We start from the raw sequence: 24004 nt of genomic DNA on the forward strand, positions 1-24004 counted from the left end.
GGGAATTACATCACACATTAACAAAAAATCTATGCAGTTAATTAAAAAAAATAAAAAAATCTTCGCAATTACACGAGTTATTTACTTTCTTATCCCGATCATAATTATCATTTTCTTATTTACAAATTTACCATCGAGTGCTGTTGAAGTTAGTAGCATAGATTTTATTGGAGAAGCCACTTTACCGAAAGGTTTAATCTTTAATAAAACCGAAGTTGGAGGTTTATCTGGAATTACATATAATGCAAAAAATAACCTTTATTATGCTATTTCTGATGATCGTGGACAGAAAGCTGCTGCCCGTTTCTACACCCTCAAAATCGACTTAAGCAAGGGTTATTTAAAAAAGAGTGGAGTTGTTGCCGTAAATGTTACCAAATTATTAAATGAAAATAATCAAACATTTCGTCCGGGAGAAACTGATACAGAAGGCATTGGATTAACGAATAAAGCAACTGTATTTATTTCTTCTGAAGGGGATGCTGCAAAATTAATTAACCCTTTTATTAAAGAGTTTTCACTATCTTCTGGCAAAGAAATTACAACACTTTCCATCCCAAACAAATTTTTGCCAGACAAAAATGGTAAACAAGGTATCCGCAACAATTTAGCTTTTGAAAGTCTCACCATCACACCCGATAAAAAGCATCTATTTACAGCCACTGAAAATGCTCTAATTCAAGATGGTGTCGCAGCTAAACCTAACATCGGTAGCCCTTGCCGAATTTTGCAATACAACTTACTCAACAACCAGCCAGAAAAGGAATTTCTTTACCAAACAGAACCAGTTTCACCCTTTTTGAATCTGACTGGCAAATTCGCTAGTGGATTACCCGATCTACTTGCTCTCGATAATCAAGGACACTTCTTAAGTTTAGAACGATCTTTTACTGGTTTAGGATTTGCTATTTCTTTATTTCAGGTTTCTTTAGAAGGATCTGATGATATTCATCAGATAGATAGTCTTTTAGCCGTTGATTCCAAAAATATTAAACCAGTTAAGAAAAAATTGCTCTTAGATTTGAGAACTCTAGATGTACTACTAGACAACATCGAAGGGTTAACTCTTGGCCCTAAACTACCCGATGGTCAACAATCATTAATTCTCGTGAGTGATAACAATTTTAACTCACTGCAACGTACCCAAATACTAGCCTTTAAAATTAAAATTGAAACACCACTAATCAGATTATTACGTCGGTTACTGCCGAATATCAACCCTTAACTGTACAGAGATTTCACGCCTTTACTGCTATTTATATGTTTGACGCTTATTCCTGTGTATTCACGGAATCTACTAGGCAACTTTATCTAGCCTATTCGTAGTTTCCGTGTAATTTCTCAACCGTATTCCTTAATAAATATGTTACATAATATTTAGGAAATTTTGCAGACAGATTAACCATGATGGCAGTATATGATTAATTTCCTACCAATTCTGATATTTTTTAGATTTAATTTTAGTGCTTAAGTAGACTTATTAAAGTAATTTGCCAAAAATATTTTTCATAAATGATTTTTATGTCACAAAACAAAATTGAGAATATGGTAGGGCAAAAAGCGGAATTAGACAATTATATTGGGCAATTTTTAAATAATCGCTATTTAATCAGAGATTTGATTGGTAAAGGGGGGATGGGTAGAGTTTATTTAGCAGAAGATACTGCTAAAGGTGGAATGCCCATCGCAGTCAAAATTTTATCACTTAGTTTGGCGAACCAGCAAATGTCCCAACGCTTTGCCAGAGAGATTTTTATTGGCGCTCAATTGGGTCGTAAAAGTAAACATATTGTTCGCATCCTGAGTTATGGCGTTACTGAGGATAAGACCCCCTTTTATGTAATGGAATACCTCCAAGGAAAAAATCTCAAACAAATTCTCAAAATTCAGCCCTTAACAATATCGAAATTTTTAGAGATTTGTAATCAAATTTGTTTAGGTTTACAATGTGCCCACCAAGGTATCAGTCTCAAAGGAGAAATTTATCCTATTGTTCACAGGGATATAAAACCAGAAAACATATTTCTGAGTCAAGATAGTAAACAAGGAGAAATTGTCAAAATACTCGATTTTGGTATTGCCAAATTTTTAACAGAGCGAAGTGGGATGACTCTGACAGATTCTTTTATTGGCAGTTTACCTTACTGTTCTCCAGAACACATGGAAGGGCGCAAATTACTAGATGTACGCTCTGATATTTACAGTTTAGGAGTACTAATGTTTGAGATGCTAACTGGGAAACATCCATTTCAGACAAAAAGTAACTCATTTGGTACTTGGTACCAAGCGCATCGTTTTCAAATGCCACCTACGGTTCAAGAAGTGAATCCGCAAGTCAAAATTCCGCAGGTGTTAGAAAAGATATTGATGAGTTGTTTAGCTAAAGAAGTAAGCGATCGCCCACAAAATATCAACCAAATATTAGAAGATTTAGAAAAGGTTAATATTCAACTTAATAATATTATTTCTATAAATAACGATGAAATTGTCAAACTTTCTTTTCCGGCTCAATTAGTACCTGCAACTTTGTTATCAGAAAAAGAGTGTTTGCAGAGAAACTGGCCTAAAAATAAACCAATTGCGTCAATTGGTTTTCCCCATTTACTACAAACTCCTCAAAGACCCATACCAACTTTTTGGGCAATGTTGCCTAAGCAAGAGATTACAAAATTTTTGGATAAAATACATGGTACTGAATTTATTAGTCAAGTTAATGTATACCCGATGCTATTGTGGGTAACAATACTATATGATACACAGCCCTCTATGACTAAATGGCTGCCTTATTTTCTGGATTTTAAAGATCATAAAGGGCAGAATATAGCACGTAGTTTAGCAGAAGTAGGCTACTATCATTTACTATTTTTTTCCCTTGAAGATCCAACCCGTTGCTCTCATGTAACAACCTTAAGCCTCACGGCTAATCAGCGCCAGCAACTTGTAGATTGGTTAGATACAAGTCAACAGTCAAATGAATTAATTTTGCCTAATCAAGCCAAAAATCTTCTAAAAATAGAGTACGAGAAACTGAAAGCAGATATATTACGAAACTTAGCCGCAGTCCCAAAAGCTGAGAAAGAAGGGTTAAAAAATTGGATAGATAAATTTTTGGAGATTTTCTTTAAGTTTTTATCCCGTCCTTGAAAATCTGATTTCAAAATGTTTGTCACCATTAACTAATTATATTTTTCCGTGTGTATTGCTAACCTTAAATAGACTCATTAGCAGAGGTGAACAAAGTGAATCAAAGCCCATTTATATCTCCAAATAGTAAGGGCTTGCTTGCTAATCGTTATCAAATCAAGCAATTAATTGGTAGCGGTGGCATGGGTGAAGTTTTCTTAGCAAATGATATTTTGTTAGGAGGCATACCAGTTGCTATCAAGTTTTTGACTCAGACTGTTGTCAATACAAAAATGCAACAAGACTTTGCTCGTGAAGCTTTAATGAGTGCAGCTTTGAGTCAAAAGAGTTTACATATAGTGCGGGCCTATGATTATGGTGTGAATGAGAAAGGCAAACCATACTACGTTATGGAATATCTTTGTGGCAAGAGTTTAAAGGATTTAATTCCTTTATCACTATCTATGTTTTTGACTCTCTCCCGCCAAATTTGTTTGGGCTTACAGTGCGCCCATCAAGGCATTAACGTTGATGGCAAAATTTGCCCGTTAGTTCATCGAGATATCAAACCTGCCAATATATTAGTTATTCCCGATCCGATATTGGGTCAGTTAGTTAAAATTCTCGATTTTGGGATTGCTAGATTTTTAAATTATGTGTCAACAGCTAGTACAAGCAATGGATTTAATGGCACTTTGCCCTATTGTTCTCCAGAACAGCTAGATGGGGAAAAATTAGATAGCCGCTCTGATATTTATAGTCTGGGGGTGATGATGTTTGAAATGCTCACAGGCAAAAAACCCTGGGAACCAGAAACAGATTACTTTGGTGCTTGGTATAAAGCACATCACTTTGAAGCGCCAAAAACGATCGCAGATGTTAAACCCTCTCTGAAAATACCTCAGAAGCTAAATAATTTAATCATGTCTTGTCTAGCAAAAAAAGCAAGCGATCGCCCCCAAAATATCGCTCAAATCCTACAAGTTTTAAATAGCTTAGAACAGTCAAATTCTAACACTTTACCTCCAAAATTAGCCTCTAGTCCCATTCTTAACTATCCTTTCAACTCTGGATTACCAATTGCAGTAGAACAAAGCTGTCAACAACTTTTGTGGCCTCAAAATAAACCAGTTCAAGAAATTGTTTTTCCCCAGCTTACAGACACTACACAAGGATCTATCACAGCACTATGGTTAATGTTGTCTAAAGAAGAAATCAAAAACTATGCCCTTTCTACCTCTTACAACCAATTTATCTTTGTGACATCCCCTCACCCGATGTTGTTGTGGGTGACTGTACTCTACAATCGGAAATTGGCTCCTAAGTGGCTACCGTGCTACTTAGATATGCAAAATCCCCAAAATCTTCGGCTGGTAAGTTTACTGGCTGAAAATGAACACTATGCTTTGATTTTCTTTACTCTGGAAGCACCACATTCCTGTACGAGCGTTCTCAGCAGTCGCATTGAGCCAACTCAGCGACAAATGTTGAAAACCTGGGTGCAACAGAGTCATCACCTACCACCCGCTTCTCAACCCCAGTTGAGCAAACAGCTATTAAAGCAGCAGTATAAACAAATGCAATCCCGAATATTGCAGCATCTGGAATCCAAACCCCAGGTTGTATTATCACGGTCTATTTAACGAAAAATTCGCATCTTAGAGAGACTAGCACCGCAGGGCGGAATTAAAAATTAAAAATTAAAAACGAATACAGCATGAGGGTTTCATTGATTTGGAATGGGTGGTTTATTTCCGCCGCACTGTACTAGGCAAAAATAATTCCTAATTCCCCACTCCAAAACACTTGACAAGTTAAAAAAAAATAGTGATAATAGCAAAGTTGACAAACAAGGGACTGTAGTTCAATTGGTTAGAGCACCGCCCTGTCACGGCGGAAGTTGCGGGTTCGAGCCCCGTCAGTCCCGTTTTAAATTTATTGGTATTGACTCACCGAACTGAACCTGGGTGATTTTAATTTTGAATTACCCAAAGGGATCAACTCTGAATTCCGAGTTTGAATATAAGCTACATTTATCATGCTTTGCAAAAGAGAGAATTAACTGTGACTGTTAGAGTCCGTCTTGCACCGAGTCCAACCGGAAATTTACATATCGGTACAGCTAGAACGGCTGTATTTAACTGGCTATTTGCCCGTCACCACGGCGGGAAATTTATATTGCGAATAGAAGACACAGACCTAGAGCGATCGCGTCCCGAATACACCGACAATATTCTTGAAGGACTGCGCTGGCTAGGGCTGAACTGGGATGAAGGGCCATTTTTCCAATCCCAACGCCTGGATCTTTATAAAGAAGTAGTGCAAAAACTGTTAGATCGAGGATTAGCCTATCGCTGCTACACCACCAGCGAGGAACTTGAGGCCCTAAGAGTTGCCCAAAAAGCTAGAGGCGAAGCTCCCCGCTATGACAACCGTCACCGCAACCTCACCCCAGAACAACGCGCCGCTTTTGAAGCAGAGGGTCGTTCTTCTGTGATTCGTTTCAAAATCGAAGATGGGCGAGAAATTGTCTGGAATGACCTAGTAAGGGGGAAAGTGTCTTGGCGAGGTAGCGATTTAGGTGGTGATATGGTTATCGTCCGTGCTTCAGAAGAGGGTAGCGGTCAACCACTATACAACTTTGTCGTTGTAGTGGATGACATCGATATGCAAATTACCCATGTGATTCGCGGAGAAGACCACATTGCCAACACCGCCAAGCAAATTTTACTATATGAAGCAATTGGTGCAAAAATTCCAGAGTTCTCCCACACGCCGCTAATTTTGAACATGGAAGGACGCAAGCTTTCTAAGCGGGATGGTGTCACTTCCATTTCGGAATTTCAGAAAATGGGTTTTACTCCTGAAGGCTTGGTCAATTACATGACATTGCTGGGTTGGTCGCCACCCGACTCGACGCAAGAAATATTTACCTTAGAAACAGCAGCCAAAGAATTTGGCTTTGAACGGGTAAATAAAGCCGGTGCAAAGTTTGACTGGGACAAGCTGGATTGGTTGAACAGTCAGTATATCCACAATACGCCAGTAGATAAACTGACAGATTTACTCATACCCTTTTGGGAAGCGGCTGGGTATAAATTTGATACTGCAAGAAATCGCTCCTGGTTAGAGCAGTTAGTAACTTTAATTAGCCAAAGTTTGACTCGTTTAGTAGATGCAGTACCTCAAAGCCAACTGTTTTTTAGTGATACAGTTGAATTTAGCGAAGAAGGTAGTACACAACTGAAGCAAGAAGGTTCTACTGCTGTGCTTGAGGCAATTGTCACAGCTTTAGAAAATCAGCCGCAACTGTCGGAAGCTGCTGCTCAGGATATTATTAAACAAGTGGTGAAAGAGCAAAAGGTTAAAAAAGGTTTGGTAATGCGATCGCTCCGAGCAGCCTTAACTGGAGATGTTCATGGCCCCGACCTCATTCAATCTTGGTTACTACTAAATCAGATTGGTTTAGATAAGTCGCGCTTGAGTAGGGCAATAACAGAAGCTAATTAGCGATTACTTCCAGATTTTAGAAATATTTTAGATTTTAGGGGCGCACGTTTGTGCGCCCCTATCCATCAGGTAGAGCAACTTTGACATCCTCTCCGCCGTAGAACGGCGAAGATTCCCAAACCTCACGATTTAGGTTTCTGCTTCTTCCCCTTTGGGTTCGCCGGTTGCTCCAATTTGGGAGACCCCAAGACCGCACCGGACTCACCATTTCTGGGGTTTCGCAACTGCCTCTACCCTCAAGGAGTTTTTCGGTCTTATGTTCGCTCCACAGACTTTAGGCTTATGCCTTCCCGCAAGCCCTACGGTATTCAAGAAAAATGTTTGTGTTTTGGACTTGGTTATCGTCCCAACTTTTTAAATATACAACATTACACCAACAATATAAAGCCGTCGTTCTACGACGGGGTTTTAAACCCATTTCTCTGATAAGAACAAAAAATCATTGACTAATTACGAATGAATTATCCCCAACTTTAAATCTAAAATAGGTAGTCAATTCTCCTCATTTTGGGAACTTGGTGTGTAAAAATCATGTCTTCAAAAACACTTAGAAGCAAACGTAATTACAATGCCGACAAAAGCGCTCAATAGAGGGATGAGATTATCATTCATGATAGTTACGCTCTTCATCACATTGACAGTTAATGCTGTGACTGATGCTCAAGAAGCGCCAACGATATTTGGAGATTTAACTATTAGTCCGCAGTTTTCGCCAGACCCTCTGACAGTTCGCGGGATGAGTGGTGGTTCAATATCTGGGAATCAAGTAGGTGGAAGAAGTGAAACAGCCACTGGCCCTTGTACTGGATTTGTTGATGAAACACCAGACCACACATTAGTGCTAACAAGTAAATTTGACTACCTGAAGCTGCAAGTGCAAAGCCCTGAAGACACCACCATCATTATCAAGGGGCCTGGTGGTACTTGGTGCAATGATGATTTTGATGGCAAAAATGCCGGCATTGTTGGAGAATGGCTACCTGGAAGTTATCAAATCTGGGTTGGTTCCTACCAAAAAGGTAAGTATCTTCCTTATACTCTCAAAATTACAGAAGTTAAGTAAAGCAGTGAACTACCACGCCGTAAGACGGACGTAGCTCTCCCAATTCATCGGGAATAGCCTCCAGAACTGCTTAATTCTATTGGTCTTACATTCCCTCCTCTTGTCAGGAGTCCTGGTTCCCAAGACCCAAATTTTTTTCTTGTAACACTTACCTATACAGCTTGGTTTTCGCTTACGGCATTGGTGGCCAAGACCCAATAATTTTATCAGAAAATTTTGGTGCTGTCTTGCAAAGTTGCTCCTCTACAGCGCTCCGCGCATCCTTCGGCGGGGGAAACCCCAAGACCGCACTTTGCGCTTCGTCATACATCCAGTATTGTTAAAACAATACTGGATGCAATCCTCACCCCCCGCTCACAATCCCCACCTTATGAGTACATTGAAGGTGGGGACTTCCGCGACAAGTTAAGAATTGGGAATTGGGCATTGGGAAGAAACTTGTTCAATAATTCCCCCTGTCTCCCCTGTCTCCCTCATCTCCCTTATATCGTGCGATTTTGTATTAAAATTAAGTTAACTTTGATTAAGATTCTTGTTGGCATTGCCATAATACTCTGGTTGGCTTATGGCAGTGCATATAAGAGATCGAATTAAACAAAATGGATTTATAGACATCCGTTTAACAGCTTAAAGTGACAGAGTGATTAACATTCGGTTGCTAATACTGACGAGTTGTATAGGCATCTAGAGGCAATTAAAATGAAATTCTCTTGGAAAGTCGTAGTACTCTGGACATTGCCGGCTTTGGTAATTGGCTTTTTCTTCTGGCAAGGAGCCTTTGCAGGCGCTCCTACTGACATGAGTAAGAATACAGCTAATACCCGCATGACTTATGGTCGCTTTCTAGAATACTTGGATGGCGATCGCGTCAGCAGTGTGGATCTCTACGAAGGCGGTAGGACTGCTATTATAGAAGCGCGCGATCCAGACCTCGAAAATCGTGTCCAAAGGTGGCGAGTAGATTTGCCTATTAACGCTCCTGAGTTAATTAAAAAGCTCAAAGAAAAAGATATTAGTTTTGATGCTCACCCGATGCGGAATGATGGCGCAATCTGGGGATTGTTGGGCAATCTCGTGTTTCCAGTTTTATTGATTACCGGGCTGTTCTTTTTGTTCCGGCGTTCTAGCAACCTCCCCGGCGGGCCAGGTCAAGCAATGAACTTCGGCAAATCCAAAGCACGTTTCCAAATGGAGGCGAAAACCGGGGTCAAATTTGACGACGTAGCTGGCATTGAAGAAGCGAAGGAAGAACTACAAGAAGTCGTCACCTTCCTCAAACAGCCAGAAAGATTTACGGCTGTGGGCGCACGGATTCCCAAGGGAGTGCTGTTAGTTGGGCCTCCTGGAACTGGTAAAACTTTACTAGCAAAAGCGATCGCTGGTGAAGCAGGTGTACCATTCTTTAGTATTTCTGGTTCGGAATTTGTCGAAATGTTCGTTGGTGTGGGTGCATCCCGCGTCCGCGATTTGTTTAAGAAAGCCAAAGATAACGCCCCTTGTATCATCTTCATCGATGAAATCGACGCAGTAGGAAGACAACGCGGTGCTGGTATCGGTGGCGGTAACGATGAGAGAGAGCAAACCCTTAACCAGTTACTCACCGAAATGGACGGGTTTGAAGGTAACACAGGCATCATTATTATTGCTGCTACCAACCGTCCCGATGTATTAGACTCAGCCTTGTTGCGTCCCGGTCGCTTTGACAGACAAGTAACAGTGGATGCACCCGACATCAAAGGGCGTTTGGAAATCTTGCAAGTCCATGCGCGGAACAAGAAACTAGACCCTAGTGTATCTTTAGATGCGATCGCGCGCCGCACTCCTGGATTTACTGGGGCTGACTTAGCTAACTTACTCAACGAAGCAGCAATTTTGACCGCGAGAAGACGCAAAGAAGCGATCACCCTCCGCGAAATTGATGATGCGGTAGATCGGGTAGTTGCGGGGATGGAAGGCACTCCTTTGGTGGATAGCAAGAGCAAACGCTTAATTGCATACCATGAAATTGGACATGCTTTAGTTGGGACTTTATTAAAAGACCACGACCCAGTACAGAAAGTCACCTTAATCCCACGGGGACAAGCACAGGGTTTAACTTGGTTTACACCCAACGAAGAACAGGGGTTAATTTCTCGTTCTCAGTTGAAAGCCAGGATTACTGGTGCTTTGGGTGGTCGGGCTGCTGAAGAGGTGATTTTTGGGGCTGCCGAAGTCACAACTGGCGCTGGTGGAGACTTGCAGCAGTTATCGGGAATGGCACGGCAGATGGTGACTCGTTTCGGGATGTCCGATTTAGGGCCCCTTTCATTGGAAAGCCAGCAGGGTGAAGTATTTTTAGGGCGTGACTGGACAACTCGATCTGAGTATTCCGAATCCATCGCTTCCCGCATTGATGGACAAGTGCGAGCGATCGTTGAAGAATGTTATGAAAATGCTAAGAAGATTGTCCGCGATCATCGGACTGTCACAGATCGTTTAGTCGATTTGCTCATCGAAAAAGAAACCATTGACGGCGCAGAATTCCGCCAGATTGTAGCTGAGTACGCTGAAGTTCCTGAGAAGCAGCAATACGTACCTCAACTGTAAGCTATTAAGGAAATATCTTGAGCTATTGCTCAATTCAATGGGGATGGTGTTAACTATCCCCATTATTTTATGTAAAATCCGAGTTCCGATTCAAGAAGTAATAAGTAGTAATGCAAAATAAAATATACATTTGTCATTGCGAATGGAGCAAAGCGGAATGAAGCATAAGTCCTTCGGACACGCTTCGCGAACGCAAGGTCTTGGGATTGCCTCGCTACATTTCATTCCGCTCGCAATGACATAAATATTTTTGCATACGCACTTATATACCAATACGGTTCAGTTAAGGCTAAAACCTTTTGCCAAAGTCAATTATTTTAACGAACCACAGAGGCGCAGAGGGTACTGAGAGAAGAAATAAATGCTTAACTGAACTGTATTGACTTATATACAAAATCTCTCTGGTGTCATTGTGTACTCCGTTGGAGAACCCGAACGCGAATAGCGTCTGTGAAGGAGAAGGGTATGGAGCGAAGCAGTCACAACCAATACTATTCGGTTAAGGCAAGAGACGCGATAAATCGCCGTCTTTACAATAATCAGTCCTTTGTAGAGACGGCGATTTATTGCGTCTTTGGGATGTCTTTGGGATATATTATTTTCATCACCGAAGAACTACAGGTTTCAAGATAGATGTGGTTTATCTTGTCCGCAACAACTGCACAAAGGTATTACTCACCGTATTGTCTTTAGTATCCGCCGCGTATTGAATCAAATCTTCGCGCAGTTCTTTGGCTGCATCTAAAGGAAGCAACGTTGCTAGCAAAAAATAAACGCCACGAAAACGCGGGTCGCCCATTCTATCAACTAATAGTCCTTCGGCGGCATCAGTTTCGCCCAGAAAGTTTTGCACTAAGAAGAAATCCATGATTTTATCGTGGCGGAAGTACCATTCTTTCTTGGCTTCGCCTTTTTCATCTTGCCATTGTCGGCTGACTACCATCTTGTATTTTTCGTCTGACAAAGACATGGCAACTTGGTAAAATTCATCTGCGGGTAAGGCTTGTTTGTCTTCGAGTCGCATTTCGTAGACGGCGGCTGAGAATTTTTTTAACGGAAATTCTTGATTCCATTCTTTGAAGTATTCTGCCGCCATTAAATTGTATTGCTGTTCTTGTAAGCGAAACAAGTTAGGGTATTTGCCTTGTGATAACATCAGCGCTACTACTGTTAGATCCATTGGATTGGAAAGAATTCGGCGGACAGCATCTAACTCTTCTTTGGCTTGCTGGTTATTGAGGACTTCTGTTAAATAATTGGTGCTGGCTTGGGCGTAATCAGCACCTTGAATTTTGGCATCTTTGGATAGTCGTGACTGACGGGATATCAAAAACTCTTGAATTTGTTGTTGTTCAAGGGGCTGCAAGTAGTAGGTTTTGGCTGTTGAGGGTGGTGTCCACTCTAGGGGCTGGGTTGTCATGATAATGTTGCCCCGGAAATAGCTTTCGACAAACTGACAGATTTTCGCCCGTGTTTCGGCGGTGACTTCGTTGAGTCCGTCGATGCAGATGTCAATTGCACCACTGTAAATTAGGTTTTTTAGGAAGCCAGCATCTTGGGCTTGGCCGTGTAGCTTTTCTTGGATGGCTTCAATTACGCCTTTATGACACTTTTGGGCGGGGAGATAGACGACTATGCGCTGGGAGTTTTTCAAGAGATGACGGAGAAACATCGACTTGCCTAAACCAGAATCGCCTTCTAAGACTATTTGCCCTTTGATACTGGGTAAGGCTGCGGTGACAGGGAGGATTTCTTCGGAACTGGGAACTTTGACTCTGGACTCTGGGAAGTATGATTGGTCATTAAAGTTATCTAAACCAGCATCGGCTAATAGGGAAGGTTTGAAGGGTTCAAATAATTTGCGGCGGAAGGGTGGAAACCAGGTGAGGAGAAAGCCGACATAGCCCACGCCAAGAATACGGCGTACCCAAGGGTTCCAGAAGAAGATGGCTTGGATTTGGGGAAATTTAGGGTAGGCAAAGATGAGGGCAAGCCAAAAGGCAGCATGAATCAAAATCGTCATTTTGGCGTTAAAAAACCACTGCCAGCCTTTGAGGGTAACTATTACTGATTGCAGCGAATCTGCTTCACTATATCCGGCGTTTTTGAGGTTGTTGTAGTGAGTTTCTAAAATGGCAATATCTTGTGGTTGCCAAGAGACTTTTCTCGCAACTACAGCAATTTGCTTTGCTAAGTCTTCCCTTAATCGTTCTAAACCTTGACTGGGTTCCCAGGCTTGGGCAAAGATTTTGAGAGTTTTATCACCGCGATCGTGGCTTAATGAAGTAGGAATCGTTTTAGTGTCAGGAAAACCCAACCATGTGAGCAGTGTTTTGACTTCATTAGTGTCGTCACCCAGGAAATATGTCAAAAATCGCCACTGTGCAAATTCTGATTGACCTGCGTAATAGACGCTATCCAGAATTACAACAATATTATTTAGGTTGAGTTGTTCTATTTTTCCCAATGCCACTGCTGCACGGGAACGAAGATTTGAGTCAACGGATTTATCCTTGAGGAAGTCGAGGATGTCTTTGACGTAGGGTTTGGCAGCCTCCCCCAGATTTCCCAATGCCTCTGCTGCACCGTAACGAACATTAATGTCAACGGATTTATCCTTGAGGATGTCGAGGATGTCTTTGACGTAGGGTTTGGCAGCCTCCCCCAGATTTCCCAATGCCACTGCTGCACGGGAACGAAGATTTGAGTCAACGGATTTATCCTTGAGGAAGTCGAGGATGTCTTTGACGTAGGGTTTGGCAGCCTCCCCCAGATTTCCCAATGCCTCTGCTGCACCGTAACGAACATTAATGTCAACGGATTTATCCTTGAGGATGTCGAGGATGTCTTTGACGTAGGGTTTATTAACCTCCCCCAGATTTCCCAATGCCACTGCTGCACCGTAACGAACATTAATGTCAACGGATTTATCCTTGAGGAAGTCGAGGATGTCTTTGACGTAGGGTTTGGCAGCCTCCCCCAGATTTCCCAATGCCACTGCTGCACCTCTACGAACATTAATGTCAACGGATTTATCCTTGAGGAAGTCGAGGATGTCTTTGACGTAGGGTTTGGCAGCCTCCCCCAGATTTCCCAATGCCTCTGCTGCACCTCTACGAACATCTGAGTCAACGGTTTTATCCTTGAGGAAGTCGAGGATGTCTTTGACGTAGGGTTTGGCAGCCTCCCCCAGATTTCCCAATGCCTCTGCTGCACCTCTACGAACATTTGAGTCAACGGATTTATCCTTGAGGATGTCGAGGATGTCTTTGACGTAGGGTTTGGTAGCCTCCCCTAGATTTCCCAATGCCACTGCTGCACCGTAACGAACATCTGAGTCAACGGATTTATCCTTGAGGATGTCGAGGATGTCTTTGACGTAGGGTTTGGTAGCCTCCCCCAGATTTCCCAATGCCTCTGCTGCACCGGAACGAACATCTGAGTCAACGGATTTATCCTTGAGGATGTCGAGGATGTCTTTGACGTAGGGTTTGGCAGCCTCCCCCAGATTTCCCAATGCCACTGCTGCACCGGAACGAACATTTGAGGCAACGGATTTATCCTTGAGGAAGTCGAGGATGTCTTTGACGTAGGGTTTGGCAGCCTCCCCCAGATTTCCCAATGCCACTGCTGCACCGGAACGAACATTAATGTCAACGGATTTATCCTTGAGGATGTCGAGGATGTCTTTGAGGTAGGGTTTGGCAGCCTCCCCTAGATTTCCCAATGCCACTGCTGCACCTCTACGAACATACTTGTCAACGGATTTATCCTTGAGGATTTTGTCAGCTTTTTGAGCAATATCGTCCGGTTTCTTACCCAAGGATTTCAAATCTTTCAGATCATACTCAACTAATTTGTTCAGAGCATATCCCTTAACTTGGTCGTGTCCATCATCAAGGGCTGCTGATATACCGTTAATCTGCCAATCTTGGGGTCTGGGTTTAGGTTTTTCTTTGGCGTTTACCCAAGAGAGAGTGAGGAAGAAAGTCAGGAGTAGGGTAAAACAGAAAAGGAAAAAGAGGGAAAGCTTGTTTGTGTGGCGGGGAGTTATGAGCATAAATCAGGGCAAGGCGGCAGATTACACGCGCTTATGAGTATAATACCAAGCTTGCAATTCCTAATTCCTGATTGAGAGCCTTTAATGCTCGTGGGCGAGTATTAAAGGCTCGTTAACGAAGCTCTGAGATTCATCGGCGAAGCTTTGAGGTTCATCGGCGAAGCTTTGAGGTTCATCGGCGAAGCTTTGAGGTTCATCGACGAAGCTTTAAGGTTCATCGACGACGCTTTGAGGTTCATCGACGAAGCTCTGAGGTTCATCGACGAAGCTCTGAGGTTCATTGACAAAGCTTTGAGGTTCATCGACGATGCTTTGAGGTTCATTGACGATGCTTTGAGGTTCATTGATTAAAAAATACATCTCGTTTTGCAAATCAGGAAACTCTCAATACTATTCGGTTAAAGTGCATAGTCCTTAATGATCCCCCTAAATCCCCCTTAAGAAGGGGGACTTTAATTCCGGTTCCCCCCTTTTTTAAGGGGGGTTAGGGGGGATCAAATGCTGTATCTGCTCACACACACTATCAAAGTGATTTAAAACTTGACTGTTTGTAAACCTAATAATCTTTAAACCATAGCCTTCCAAAATGTTTGTTCTCTCCAGATCGTAATCTTGACTTTCATCTGTAAAATGGCTATCCCCATCAATTTCAATCACTGTTTGTAAAGTAGGGCAGTAGAAATCAACTATGAAATGATTAATCGGTTATTGTCTTAAAACCCGATATTGAAAATTTCTCAAATATTCATTCCACAGCTTTGTTTCTGCTGGGGTCATATTTTTACGAAGTTCTTTTGCTCTTTCTACAAGCTTTGGATTGTAAGGTAAATAGAGATTGCTGCTATTGAGTTTGTTTGTCATAGTTTCTAGTATTTATACCCGCTAACCAATACTGCGTAGGTTTTGGTGCATAGTCATTCGAGATCCCCCCTAACCCCCCTTAAAAAAGGGGGGAACTAGAGTCAAAGTCCCCCTTTTTAAGAGGGATTTATGGGGATCTCAAAGTATATAGTCATTCGAGATCCCCCCTAACCCCCCTTAAAAAAGGGGGGAACCGGAGTCAAAGTCCCCCTTTTTAAGAGGGATTTAGGGGATCTCAAAGTATATAGTCATTCGAGATCCCCCTAACCCCCCTTAAAAAAGGGGGGAACTAGAGTCAAAGTCCCCCTTTTTAAGAGGGATTTAGGGGGATCTCAAAGTATATAGTCATTCGAGATCCCCCCTAACCCCCCTTAAAAAAGGGGGGAACCGGAGTCAAAGTCCCCCTTCTTAAGGGGAATTTAGGGGGATCTCAAAGTATTGGCTACATCACTAAAGTCTTTTTAAAAGCCTTTAAGAATCTACAGCAGCTTTCGCGGGTTTACTTTTTATAGCTTTAAACCGTTCCCCTAACTGTTGAGCAATAGTTTTTAACCCTGGAGTTTTCTTAGCAGCAGTCTTGACATAATCATAAACTGTCAAACTGCTACCCATTGCTTCGCTACCAACAGCCATTAAGGTATCATCTACCTGTTCTGTCAGTTGTCGCAGTCCAATCAAAACTTCGGTGAGGTTAGCGGCTAGTTGATAATCTCGCACAAATTCTTCTAAATCAAAACTAGCTGGTAAAATGTCTCGGTTAGATTGGGCAGCAATCAGGCTATTGTTGACAAAAGATAGTCTTTTATCGCCCATCTTAAATAAGTTACGTCGTTCTTCTGCACTCAGAGTCACGAGAAAAGGTAACTTTGCTTGGATAGTTGCAAAGGCTGCTTTAATTTCTTGGATATCTTTTGGGGAAAGGGAAGCGGTAATGTTTTGGTATGCCATTGGGTATTTACTGTGGTGAATCTGTTTGTTATGATTCCCACTGATAAATGCGATCGCACAAATGGCATCGGCAAGAGCAGGGAGCAGGGGAAAATTACGCTATACTCCTGCTTCCTTACCTCTTGTTAAGAGGTTGAATGAACAAGTATTTAGCTATGATTTTAGGCACTTGTTGATCCCCCCTAACCCCCCTTAAAAAGGGGGGAACTGGAATCAAAGTCCCCCAATTTATCGGGGGATTTAGGGGGATCTAAAACGTTTTGCTACTAAGAAAAGGACTTTTTAAACATCCTCTAAGGCAAGAGACGCGATTCATCGCGTCTCTCCAAACTCTTTATGAACGCTGTGGTTTCTTACCTAAGCCATAGCTCAATTTATCCTTAATCCAATTCTGGAAGTTGTCAATGTAGCTAAATATCACTGGCACTACCACCAGTGTCAACAGGGTGGAAGTTGTAAAACCGCCCATAATGGCAATTCCCATTGGTTGACGAACTTCAGAACCCGCACCGATTCCTAATGCTAAAGGTAGAATACCAGCGATCGTTGCAAGAGATGTCATAATAATCGGACGCAGACGTGACACACCAGCTTCTACAAGTGCCTGACGCTGGGTTTTACCTTCTTGCATGTTGATGATTGTATAATCCACTAACAGAATCGAGTTTTTGGTGACAATCCCCAATAACAAGATGATACCAATTAGGGCATATATCCCCAAGGGCTTTTGGGCAATCATCAAGGCTACCAGTGCGCCACCTAAACAAAAGGGTAACGCCGCCATAATCGATAATGGATGAAGGAAGTTGTTATACAGCAACACCAGGATTGCATAGATACACATTAATGCCAAACCCAATGCACCGCCAAAGCGCCCGAAAATATCTTGCATAATTTTGGCGCTACCGGAGGGTTGCTGTACTACCTCTGGCGGTAAGTTTTGCATCACAGGTAGTTTGTTGATGGCTTGTACAGCCTCTCCCAGAGAAATGCCTTGCAAATTCGCTTCTACGGCAACTTGCCGGGCGCGATCGTAACGGTTGATGGTGGCAGGGCCACTACCAAAACGGATATCTGCAACTGCCACAAGGGGAACTAATCTGCCACTTTGACTAGGGACTTGGAGATTGGTAATTGTGTTGATGTCAGCCCGCGCTTTGGGATCGATTTGGACGCGAATGGGGATTTGCCGATCGCTCAAATTGAATTTTGCCAAGTTGGCCTCATTGTCACCAATAGTACCAAGGGAAGCGGTACGAGCGATCGCTTGCACTGTCACTCCCAAATCTGCGGCCCGTTGCGGGTTGGGAATTACCAAAATCTCTGGTTTCACTAAACTCGCAGTAGAAGACACTTCTACCAATCCGCGTAGCGATCGCATTTGCTTTTCTAGGGCATCAGCAGCTTGATTTAATGCTTCGGGATTTTCACTCCTGAGAACAATTGATAAACCTTTGCGGCTATCACCTGGTGACTGACTTTGAAAACTAATTCTAGCCCCTGGTATTTGCCCAAAGGAAGGGCGTACTTGTTCCTCAAACTGTTTTTGGGAAATATTTCGTTCTTCTCTGGGTTTGAGGTTAATGGCAAGGCTTGCAGAATTGATCTCTTGGGTTGCTAGTACGCGTTCAACTACTGGGTTTTTGCGGATGATGTCAGTAGTCTGTGTCACTACCTTGTTAACATCTTCCAATGTCGAACCAGGAGGTAATTCTATCGATACATTAGAAATTCCGAAATCGCCATCATCAACAAAACCCTTGGGAATCAAGGGAACTAGCATCAAACTGGCAACAAAGAAAGCTAAAGCGATCGCCATTGTTGTCAATCGATGGCGTAACGCCCACTGTAGCAGCGATCTATAAGGTTGAAAGCCAGGACGCTTTTTAGTTCTATGTTTTCTACTCCCGTTATTACTACCTGGAAGTGTAAACTTGAAATTAAACAATTTTATTACTCCCCTGCTCCCTGCTCCCTGCCCCCCGCCTCCTTCTCCCCACTCCCCTCCTTCTCATGTAAAAGATACGCCCCCATCATCGGCGTAACCATCCGCGCTACCAGGGTTGAGAAAATTGTGGAAACGGCAACAGTAACACCAAATGGTTGGAAAAACTGCCCTGGAATTCCACCCATAAAGGCAACGGGCAGAAATACGGCAACAATGGTCGATGAACTTGCGATTACCGCTAATCCTACTTCGTCAGAAGAATCAAAAGCCGCTTCCCAAGCTGATTTTCCCATAGCCATGTGCCGTTCCATGTTTTCAATTTCGACAACGGCATCATCTACTAAATTGCCCACCGCCAACGCTAATGCCAACAAAGTCATATTGTTGAGGGTGTAGCCAAGGGCTTGCTGCACTGCGAAGGTGGGAATTATTGACAGGGGTAAGGCAACAGCCGTAATTAATGTTGCTCGCCAGTCCCGCAAAAACACTAAAATAACGATGACCGCCAGGATGGAAGCTTGAATCAATTCGTCAATGGTGCTTTGGTAAGATTGGCGAACAATATCGGCTCTAGTAAAAATTAAATCTAGCTTGACATCTGGAGGAAGTGTTTTTTGTAGTTCCTTAACTGCTGCTTTCACTCCTTGTTCCACTGTCACCAAAACGCTACCAGTACTCCGCAATACTTGGAAAGCTACCACAGGTTGATTATTTAAGGTGGCGGTTTGGCGCACATCACCAAATTTATCTTCTACGGTTCCCAAACTGGATAAGGGTACGGAACCACCTTGTGGTAAGAGGATTTCGTAAGTTTTCAAAATATCTACACTGGTAGCACTTCCTAATGTGCGGATACTTTGTTCGCTACCACCGACTTCGGCTCGTCCGCCAGGTAAGTTAATGTTCAAATCGCGGATTTGGTCGTTTACTTGGGTGGCGGTAATACCCAGAGATTGTAAGCGGTTTGGATTAAGATTAATCCGAATTTCTCGGTCAACCCCACCCACACGCTGAATTTGGGCCACACCACGAACTCCCAATAAGGCGCGGCTAATGGTTTGATCGACAATATTGCTTAATTCTTCTACAGAACGCCGATCAGATTTAACTGCATAAGTAATCACCGGGCCGCCGGAAAACTCCAGACGTTCCACAATTGGATCGTTGATATCTTGGGGTAAATCTTGGCGAATTTGAGCGATCGCATTGCGGACATCATTGGTGGCGCGATCGCTATCTGTACCCAAAATAAAGTTGATTGTCGTTTTAGAATTTCCATCGCTGACGGTAGAAATTACGTAATCGATATTGCCCAACCCCGCAACGGCATCTTCAATCTTTTTCGTCACTTGGGATTCTAGTTCTACTGGCCCTGCACCTGGTTGGGTGACTTTGACTGAAACTGTTGGGACATCAATATTTGGGTTAATATCAATCCCCAAGCTGATGAAGGAAAACCAACCCACCACCGTCAAAATTAAAAATAAAACTATCGTCGGAACAGGTTTTTTAATCGACCAAGCTGAGATATTAAAAGACATGAGGAAATTTTAGATTAGTCATTGGGCATTAGTCATTAGTCATTGGGCATTGGGCAATCAATAATCAATAGTTTTTCTTCCCCTGCTCCCCCTGCCTCCCCTGCCTCCCCTGCTCCCCCTGCTCCCCCTGCCTCCCCTGCTCCCCCTGCTCCCTCATCTCCCATTCCCTTTTACTTTGCAACTCGAACCCGATCGCCATCTTTGAGATATCCTGCACCATCAACTACAATGCGATCGCCTAATTGTAAGCCACTCTTGATTTCTACTTTGCCCTCATTAGTAGGTTCTCCTAACTCTACTTTCTGGGTGTGGACTATATCTCCACTCGATAAGGTGAATACAATTACACTTGAGTCAGGTAAAGACTGGACTGCTTTTTGCGGCACTACTATTGTCATCCCTGAATTAGTAGTAATTGCAGCACTAGCAAACATTCCTGGTTTAAGTAAAGTTGTTGGCGGTAAGTCAATTTTGACTGTAGCCTCACGCCTTTGATCGTTTACCTGGGGTTGAATATCTCTGACTCGTCCTTGCGATCGCACGCGCTGATCGACATCTGAAGTAATTTGCACAGATGCACCAATTTTCACCTGATTTAATTGAATTTCAGGAACCTTAGCCTGAAGTTCCAGTTTTTCGTCTTGAATAATCGAAAATAACTTTTGTGTGCCACCAATCACAGTTCCCGCCTGGGTTTGCGGCGGTACACCAGTTACATCACCGACTCTGGCCAGTTTCTCGGCGATGACTCCCGCAACCGGCGCACGAACCACAGTTTGTCCCAACTGAGTTTGTAGCTGTTGCACCTTTGCAGCACTGCTGCGAACGTCGGCTTTAGCTTTGTTGACGATCGCTTGGGCGTTACCAATATTAGCTTGAGCGCTGCCGATATTAGCTTGGGCACTATGCAGATTCTCTTTGGATAGATTCACAACTTGGATAGCAGTTTTTACAGCATAAGAACGAGTATCGAGTTCTTGCTTACTAATCGTTCCAGAGTCAGCGAGTTGTTGATAGCGCTGATAATTTTTGGCTGCTTCTTCTAGCTTCGCCTTAGCTTGAGCTAAATCTGCCTGTTTTTGCTGGACTACGGCTTTGTTTGATGCCAAATCTGCTTGCTTGGATGCGAAATCTGCTTGTTTTGATTCCACATCTGCTTGTTTTGATTCCACATCTGCCTTTGCTTGGCTAATTTGGTTTTGGAGTATGGAACCATCTAACACCGCCAACACCTGACCTTTTTTCACAAAAGCCCCTTCTTTTATATCTACTGGGATGCTTTTGATTTGTAAGCCGTTGGTCTGTGGTAAAACCGGAATTAAATTACTCGCTGCTACAGTCCCAGTAGTCTTTAGGGTGCGGACAATCCGAGCCGTTTCTACTGTGGCGATAGTGACTGTCATCGCTGGGTTAACTGTTTTATCTGCAACTGCGTTTTGTGGACGGGATGACAGACGGCTTAATGCAGCCATCCCACCAAATGCGATCGCAATTCCTAAACCAGCACCCAAGAATAACGGCTTCAACCATACCCTGGTTAGTTTTTGATTTGATTTGCTCAAAAAGCTAGCATCTTCAGAGGTTACAGGTTTTTTCACCTCGACTTCTGAAACACTTTCATCGCTCACAGTCCCACCTCCACTTTCTGTCTATGCATACCAATTTTGGTATTTTCTTAAGAAAACTTGAAATATATTTACTTCCCATCAACTATGACGCATTTCATAGTAAATGTCTTTGCTGTATAACAGTATATAATACAACGCTTTTCCTAAGAGTAATTACCAACAAAGATGCTTAAAGATTGTATTTAGATTACGATCCAAAAAATTATCTCATCTCATCTAGCTACTCTATGTCACACAAAATAAGCATTTAGATCACTGTCAACTAATGCTGAGATATGAAAAACTGATAAAGCTAATCTAGGTTTATTTGATTCAAACTTGAACCATAAATGTATTCTATTGCACCAACAAATTCTTTTATCTACGTAACCTATAATTCTTCTAAAGCTTTGGTGTTGTCAAGAAGCCATACATCCAGACACAGTTAAAACTAGCGTCTACAGCTACAGGTGAGTTACAAAGGAGCAAACTCTATAATTCCAGCCAGGGTGGCCCTGATGATGGAACTTTGAAATCAATCAAATCAATAAATAATTGGTATTTACCAGAGTAAACAGATATGTTCAATGCCACTGAAATTTTAATTGATGCCTTTGTAAATGAAATTCGAGAAGGCTACCGTCGCACTTATGGCTGCTTCAAAAATGATTATCAGGATATTATCGCCTGGGCTGGTAACATGGCTTTAGAAAATATTGCCAATAGTGACGCACTTTATCACAATGTTGAACACACTGTTCTTGTTACCCTAGTGGGACAAGAAATCTTACGCGGCAAACACATCAGGGAAGGTGGTGTTTCCAGTGAAGACTGGTTGCATTGTATCATTTCCTTAGTAAGCCATGATATTGGCTACGTTAAGGGAGTTTGCCGACAAGACCAAGAAGCAGCAGGTTTATATGCCACAGGTAAAAATGGCAGAATGGTTTCTGTAGAACCTGGCGCTTCTGATGCCAGTCTCACGCCGTATCATGTCGATCGAGCCAAGCTTTTTATCGATGAGCGTTTTGGAGGTCATAAGTTAATAGATGCTGACGCAATTAAGAGCAATATTGAATTGACTCGATTCCCTGTACCTGCGGCAGAAGATCATCAAGATACAAAATGTTTTGCTGGGTTAGTCCGCGCAGCTGATTTAATTGGTCAACTAAGCGACCCGCGTTATCTGAAGAAAATCACTTCTTTATTTTACGAGTTTGAAGAAACTGGTGTAAATAAAGTTTTGGGCTATAAAACCCCAGCCGATTTACGGAATAACTACGCTAAGTTTTACTGGAATGGGGTCTATCCTTATATCCAAGAGGGACTGCATTACCTATCATTGACACAACAGGGTAAACAAATTCTGGCTAATCTCTACTCAAATGTATTTGTTGTAGAACACGAAAAACAACAGCAAGAACAGCAACGGTATTTAGAGAAGTTAGGAGTTGCAAGTTAGGAGTGGTTCCATTTTGGATTTTAGATTTTTTCTTCAATCCAAAATCCAAAATTGGCAGAGTTAGAAGTTGAGAATTATTAATCGGGAGTTATGAATTAAGATAAAAGTTTAATAACTCATAACTCATAACTTAATAACTCCTAACTACTATGGATTGGTGGCAACGACTGAGGAAAAATCCTCTAGCACAATTTGGGACAATTTTGCTGTTAATTTTTTACATAGGAGTAATTGCAGCAGATTTTGTGGCTCCTTATGACCCCTACGCCTCACAACCTAATGGTTCACTGCTGCCACCAACTCAGATACATTGGGTTTCTCAGTCAGGACAGTTTATCGGGCCTCATGTTTATCCCACGACTCAGGGAGACACTAATTTAGAAACAGGCGATCGCAAACTCATTGTAGACTTCAAAAAGCCATCACCTCTGGGTCTATTTGTCTCCGGCCCAGAATATCGATTGTTGCAGATGAGTTTGCCACTACCTCCCAAGTGGGATGAAGTCACAATCTTTCCTGGTATTCCCTTAAATTGGCATTTATTTGGGACAACAAGTGGCGCAAAAATCAACATCTTGGGTACTGATGACCAAGGACGCGACCAATTTAGCCGCTTGTTGCATGGCGGTCGCATTAGTATGTTTATCGGGATTTTTGGCATTATTATTACCTATCCCCTCGGTTTGCTCATCGGTGGAATTTCCGGCTATTTCGGCGGTGTAACTGATAGCGTCATCATGCGTTTGGCAGAAGTGCTAATGACCTTCCCTAGTATTTATCTTTTGGTAACTTTGGGAGCAGTCTTACCAGCAGGTTTAAGCAGTACCCAGCGCTTCTTGCTAATTGTAGTGATTACTTCGGTTATTAGCTGGGCTAGTTTAGCACGGGTGATTCGAGGACAGGTACTATCAATTAAAGAGCGGGAATTTGTTCAAGCAGCACGCGCAATGGGCGGAAACCCGCTTTATATCATCCTCCGCCACGTTTTGCCGCAAACGGCTAGTTATGTAATTATCTCTGCTACTCTTGCAATTCCCAGCTTTATTGGCTCAGAGGCGATACTGAGTCTCATCGGTTTGGGAATACAACAACCAGATCCCTCTTGGGGCAATATGCTTTCTTTGGCTAGCAATGCTTCAATTTTGGTACTGCAACCTTGGTTGATTTGGCCACCGGCTGTACTGATTATCCTCACAGTGTTAGCATTCAACTTACTGGGTGATGGGCTAAGAGATGCACTTGACCCCCGGAGTTTAAGAAGATAGCCCTGAGAATAGCAAATGCGTAAGTGTAGC

At 42.6% G+C, this 24004-nt stretch carries 16 protein-coding genes, 1 tRNA gene and 1 pseudogene; 11 read left to right on the top strand and 7 right to left on the bottom strand.

All coding sequences use genetic code 11. From position 1 onward, the window contains the following. Positions 1-31: 31 nt before the first annotated feature. The 8 genes from GTQ43_RS27030 (at position 32) to GTQ43_RS27065 (ending at position 10915) form a co-directional block, all read left to right on the top strand. Positions 32-1225, top strand: a complete 1194-nt coding sequence (locus tag GTQ43_RS27030) for an esterase-like activity of phytase family protein (protein ID WP_265275761.1) — start codon at positions 32-34, stop codon at positions 1223-1225. A 296-nt stretch (positions 1226-1521) separates the two neighbouring features. Continuing rightward, a complete protein-coding gene (locus GTQ43_RS27035; RefSeq protein ID WP_265275762.1) occupies positions 1522-3144 on the top strand; it encodes a serine/threonine protein kinase in 1623 nt (540 codons plus the stop codon). Positions 3145-3239: 95 nt separating this feature from the next. After that, on the top strand, positions 3240-4766 hold the full coding sequence (locus GTQ43_RS27040; protein ID WP_265275763.1) for a serine/threonine protein kinase: 1527 nt from the start codon (positions 3240-3242) through the stop codon (positions 4764-4766). A 210-nt stretch (positions 4767-4976) separates the two neighbouring features. After that, positions 4977-5050: transfer RNA gene (locus GTQ43_RS27045), tRNA-Asp, on the top strand. Between the two features lie 137 nt (positions 5051-5187). Then, positions 5188-6633 (top strand): glutamate--tRNA ligase, encoded by a 1446-nt coding sequence (gltX, locus tag GTQ43_RS27050; protein WP_265275764.1) that lies wholly within the window; start codon positions 5188-5190, stop codon positions 6631-6633. Between the two features lie 568 nt (positions 6634-7201). Continuing rightward, positions 7202-7696, top strand: a complete 495-nt coding sequence (locus GTQ43_RS27055; protein ID WP_265275765.1) for a hypothetical protein — start codon at positions 7202-7204, stop codon at positions 7694-7696. A gap of 699 nt (positions 7697-8395) precedes the next feature. Next, positions 8396-10282: an ATP-dependent zinc metalloprotease FtsH2 gene (gene ftsH2, locus GTQ43_RS27060; protein WP_265275766.1), complete on the top strand. Its 1887-nt coding sequence runs from the start codon at positions 8396-8398 to the stop codon at positions 10280-10282. A 465-nt stretch (positions 10283-10747) separates the two neighbouring features. Further along, on the top strand, positions 10748-10915 hold the full coding sequence (locus GTQ43_RS27065) for a hypothetical protein (protein ID WP_265275767.1): 168 nt from the start codon (positions 10748-10750) through the stop codon (positions 10913-10915). A 7-nt stretch (positions 10916-10922) separates the two neighbouring features. On the opposite strand, the gene GTQ43_RS27070 is transcribed toward GTQ43_RS27065, so the two are convergent. Next, a complete protein-coding gene (locus tag GTQ43_RS27070) occupies positions 10923-14342 on the bottom strand; it encodes a HEAT repeat domain-containing protein (RefSeq protein ID WP_265275768.1) in 3420 nt (1139 codons plus the stop codon). A gap of 144 nt (positions 14343-14486) precedes the next feature. Here GTQ43_RS27070 and GTQ43_RS27075 point away from each other — a divergent pair, with 144 nt between their 5' ends. Next, positions 14487-14693, top strand: a complete 207-nt coding sequence (locus tag GTQ43_RS27075) for a hypothetical protein (RefSeq protein ID WP_265275769.1) — start codon at positions 14487-14489, stop codon at positions 14691-14693. A gap of 123 nt (positions 14694-14816) precedes the next feature. Here GTQ43_RS27075 and GTQ43_RS41845 read toward each other — a convergent pair whose 3' ends face one another. The 6 genes and pseudogenes from GTQ43_RS41845 to GTQ43_RS27100 all read right to left on the bottom strand — a co-directional run bounded on the left by GTQ43_RS41845 (position 14817) and on the right by GTQ43_RS27100 (position 21268). Beyond that, the gene (locus GTQ43_RS41845; protein ID WP_414859138.1) at positions 14817-14999 is read right to left on the bottom strand and encodes an endonuclease domain-containing protein; all 183 of its coding nucleotides are present in this window, start codon (positions 14997-14999) and stop codon (positions 14817-14819) included. A 48-nt stretch (positions 15000-15047) separates the two neighbouring features. Continuing rightward, entirely contained in the window at positions 15048-15203 is a 156-nt protein-coding gene (locus GTQ43_RS41850; RefSeq protein ID WP_414859139.1) for a hypothetical protein, read from the bottom strand. Between the two features lie 471 nt (positions 15204-15674). After that, on the bottom strand, positions 15675-16151 hold the full coding sequence (locus tag GTQ43_RS27085; protein ID WP_265275770.1) for a hypothetical protein: 477 nt from the start codon (positions 16149-16151) through the stop codon (positions 15675-15677). 334 nt (positions 16152-16485) lie between these two features. Then, a pseudogene (locus tag GTQ43_RS27090) lies at positions 16486-19640 on the bottom strand (efflux RND transporter permease subunit). Positions 19641-19675: 35 nt separating this feature from the next. Then, on the bottom strand, positions 19676-19804 hold the full coding sequence (locus GTQ43_RS27095; protein ID WP_265275771.1) for a hypothetical protein: 129 nt from the start codon (positions 19802-19804) through the stop codon (positions 19676-19678). A gap of 6 nt (positions 19805-19810) precedes the next feature. Beyond that, the gene (locus GTQ43_RS27100; protein ID WP_265275772.1) at positions 19811-21268 is read right to left on the bottom strand and encodes an efflux RND transporter periplasmic adaptor subunit; all 1458 of its coding nucleotides are present in this window, start codon (positions 21266-21268) and stop codon (positions 19811-19813) included. 559 nt (positions 21269-21827) lie between these two features. Here GTQ43_RS27100 and GTQ43_RS27105 point away from each other — a divergent pair. Beyond that, positions 21828-22709 (top strand): Npun_R2479 family HD domain-containing metalloprotein, encoded by an 882-nt coding sequence (locus tag GTQ43_RS27105; RefSeq protein ID WP_265275773.1) that lies wholly within the window; start codon positions 21828-21830, stop codon positions 22707-22709. Between the two features lie 149 nt (positions 22710-22858). After that, a complete protein-coding gene (locus GTQ43_RS27110) occupies positions 22859-23974 on the top strand; it encodes an ABC transporter permease (protein WP_265275774.1) in 1116 nt (371 codons plus the stop codon). Positions 23975-24004: the final 30 nt, after the last annotated feature.

The sequence above is a fragment of the Nostoc sp. KVJ3 genome (genome assembly GCF_026127265.1).
In the GTDB taxonomy this organism is placed as follows: Bacteria; Cyanobacteriota; Cyanobacteriia; order Cyanobacteriales; family Nostocaceae; genus Nostoc.

What these genes read in the sequence shown, in the direction of transcription:
- GTQ43_RS27070 (WP_265275768.1), bottom strand. Translation starts at nt 14,342, where the DNA reads ATGCTCATAACTCCCCGCCACACAAACAAGCTTTCCCTCTTTTTCCTT.
- GTQ43_RS41850 (WP_414859139.1), bottom strand. Translation starts at nt 15,203, where the DNA reads ATGACAAACAAACTCAATAGCAGCAATCTCTATTTACCTTACAATCCA.
- GTQ43_RS27105 (WP_265275773.1), top strand. Translation starts at nt 21,828, where the DNA reads ATGTTCAATGCCACTGAAATTTTAATTGATGCCTTTGTAAATGAAATT.
- GTQ43_RS27035 (WP_265275762.1), top strand. Translation starts at nt 1,522, where the DNA reads ATGTCACAAAACAAAATTGAGAATATGGTAGGGCAAAAAGCGGAATTA.
- GTQ43_RS27030 (WP_265275761.1), top strand. Translation starts at nt 32, where the DNA reads ATGCAGTTAATTAAAAAAAATAAAAAAATCTTCGCAATTACACGAGTT.
- GTQ43_RS27085 (WP_265275770.1), bottom strand. Translation starts at nt 16,151, where the DNA reads ATGGCATACCAAAACATTACCGCTTCCCTTTCCCCAAAAGATATCCAA.
- ftsH2 (WP_265275766.1), top strand. Translation starts at nt 8,396, where the DNA reads ATGAAATTCTCTTGGAAAGTCGTAGTACTCTGGACATTGCCGGCTTTG.
- GTQ43_RS27055 (WP_265275765.1), top strand. Translation starts at nt 7,202, where the DNA reads ATGCCGACAAAAGCGCTCAATAGAGGGATGAGATTATCATTCATGATA.
- GTQ43_RS27110 (WP_265275774.1), top strand. Translation starts at nt 22,859, where the DNA reads ATGGATTGGTGGCAACGACTGAGGAAAAATCCTCTAGCACAATTTGGG.
- GTQ43_RS27065 (WP_265275767.1), top strand. Translation starts at nt 10,748, where the DNA reads ATGGAGCGAAGCAGTCACAACCAATACTATTCGGTTAAGGCAAGAGAC.
- GTQ43_RS27095 (WP_265275771.1), bottom strand. Translation starts at nt 19,804, where the DNA reads ATGGGAGATGAGGGAGCAGGGGGAGCAGGGGAGGCAGGGGGAGCAGGG.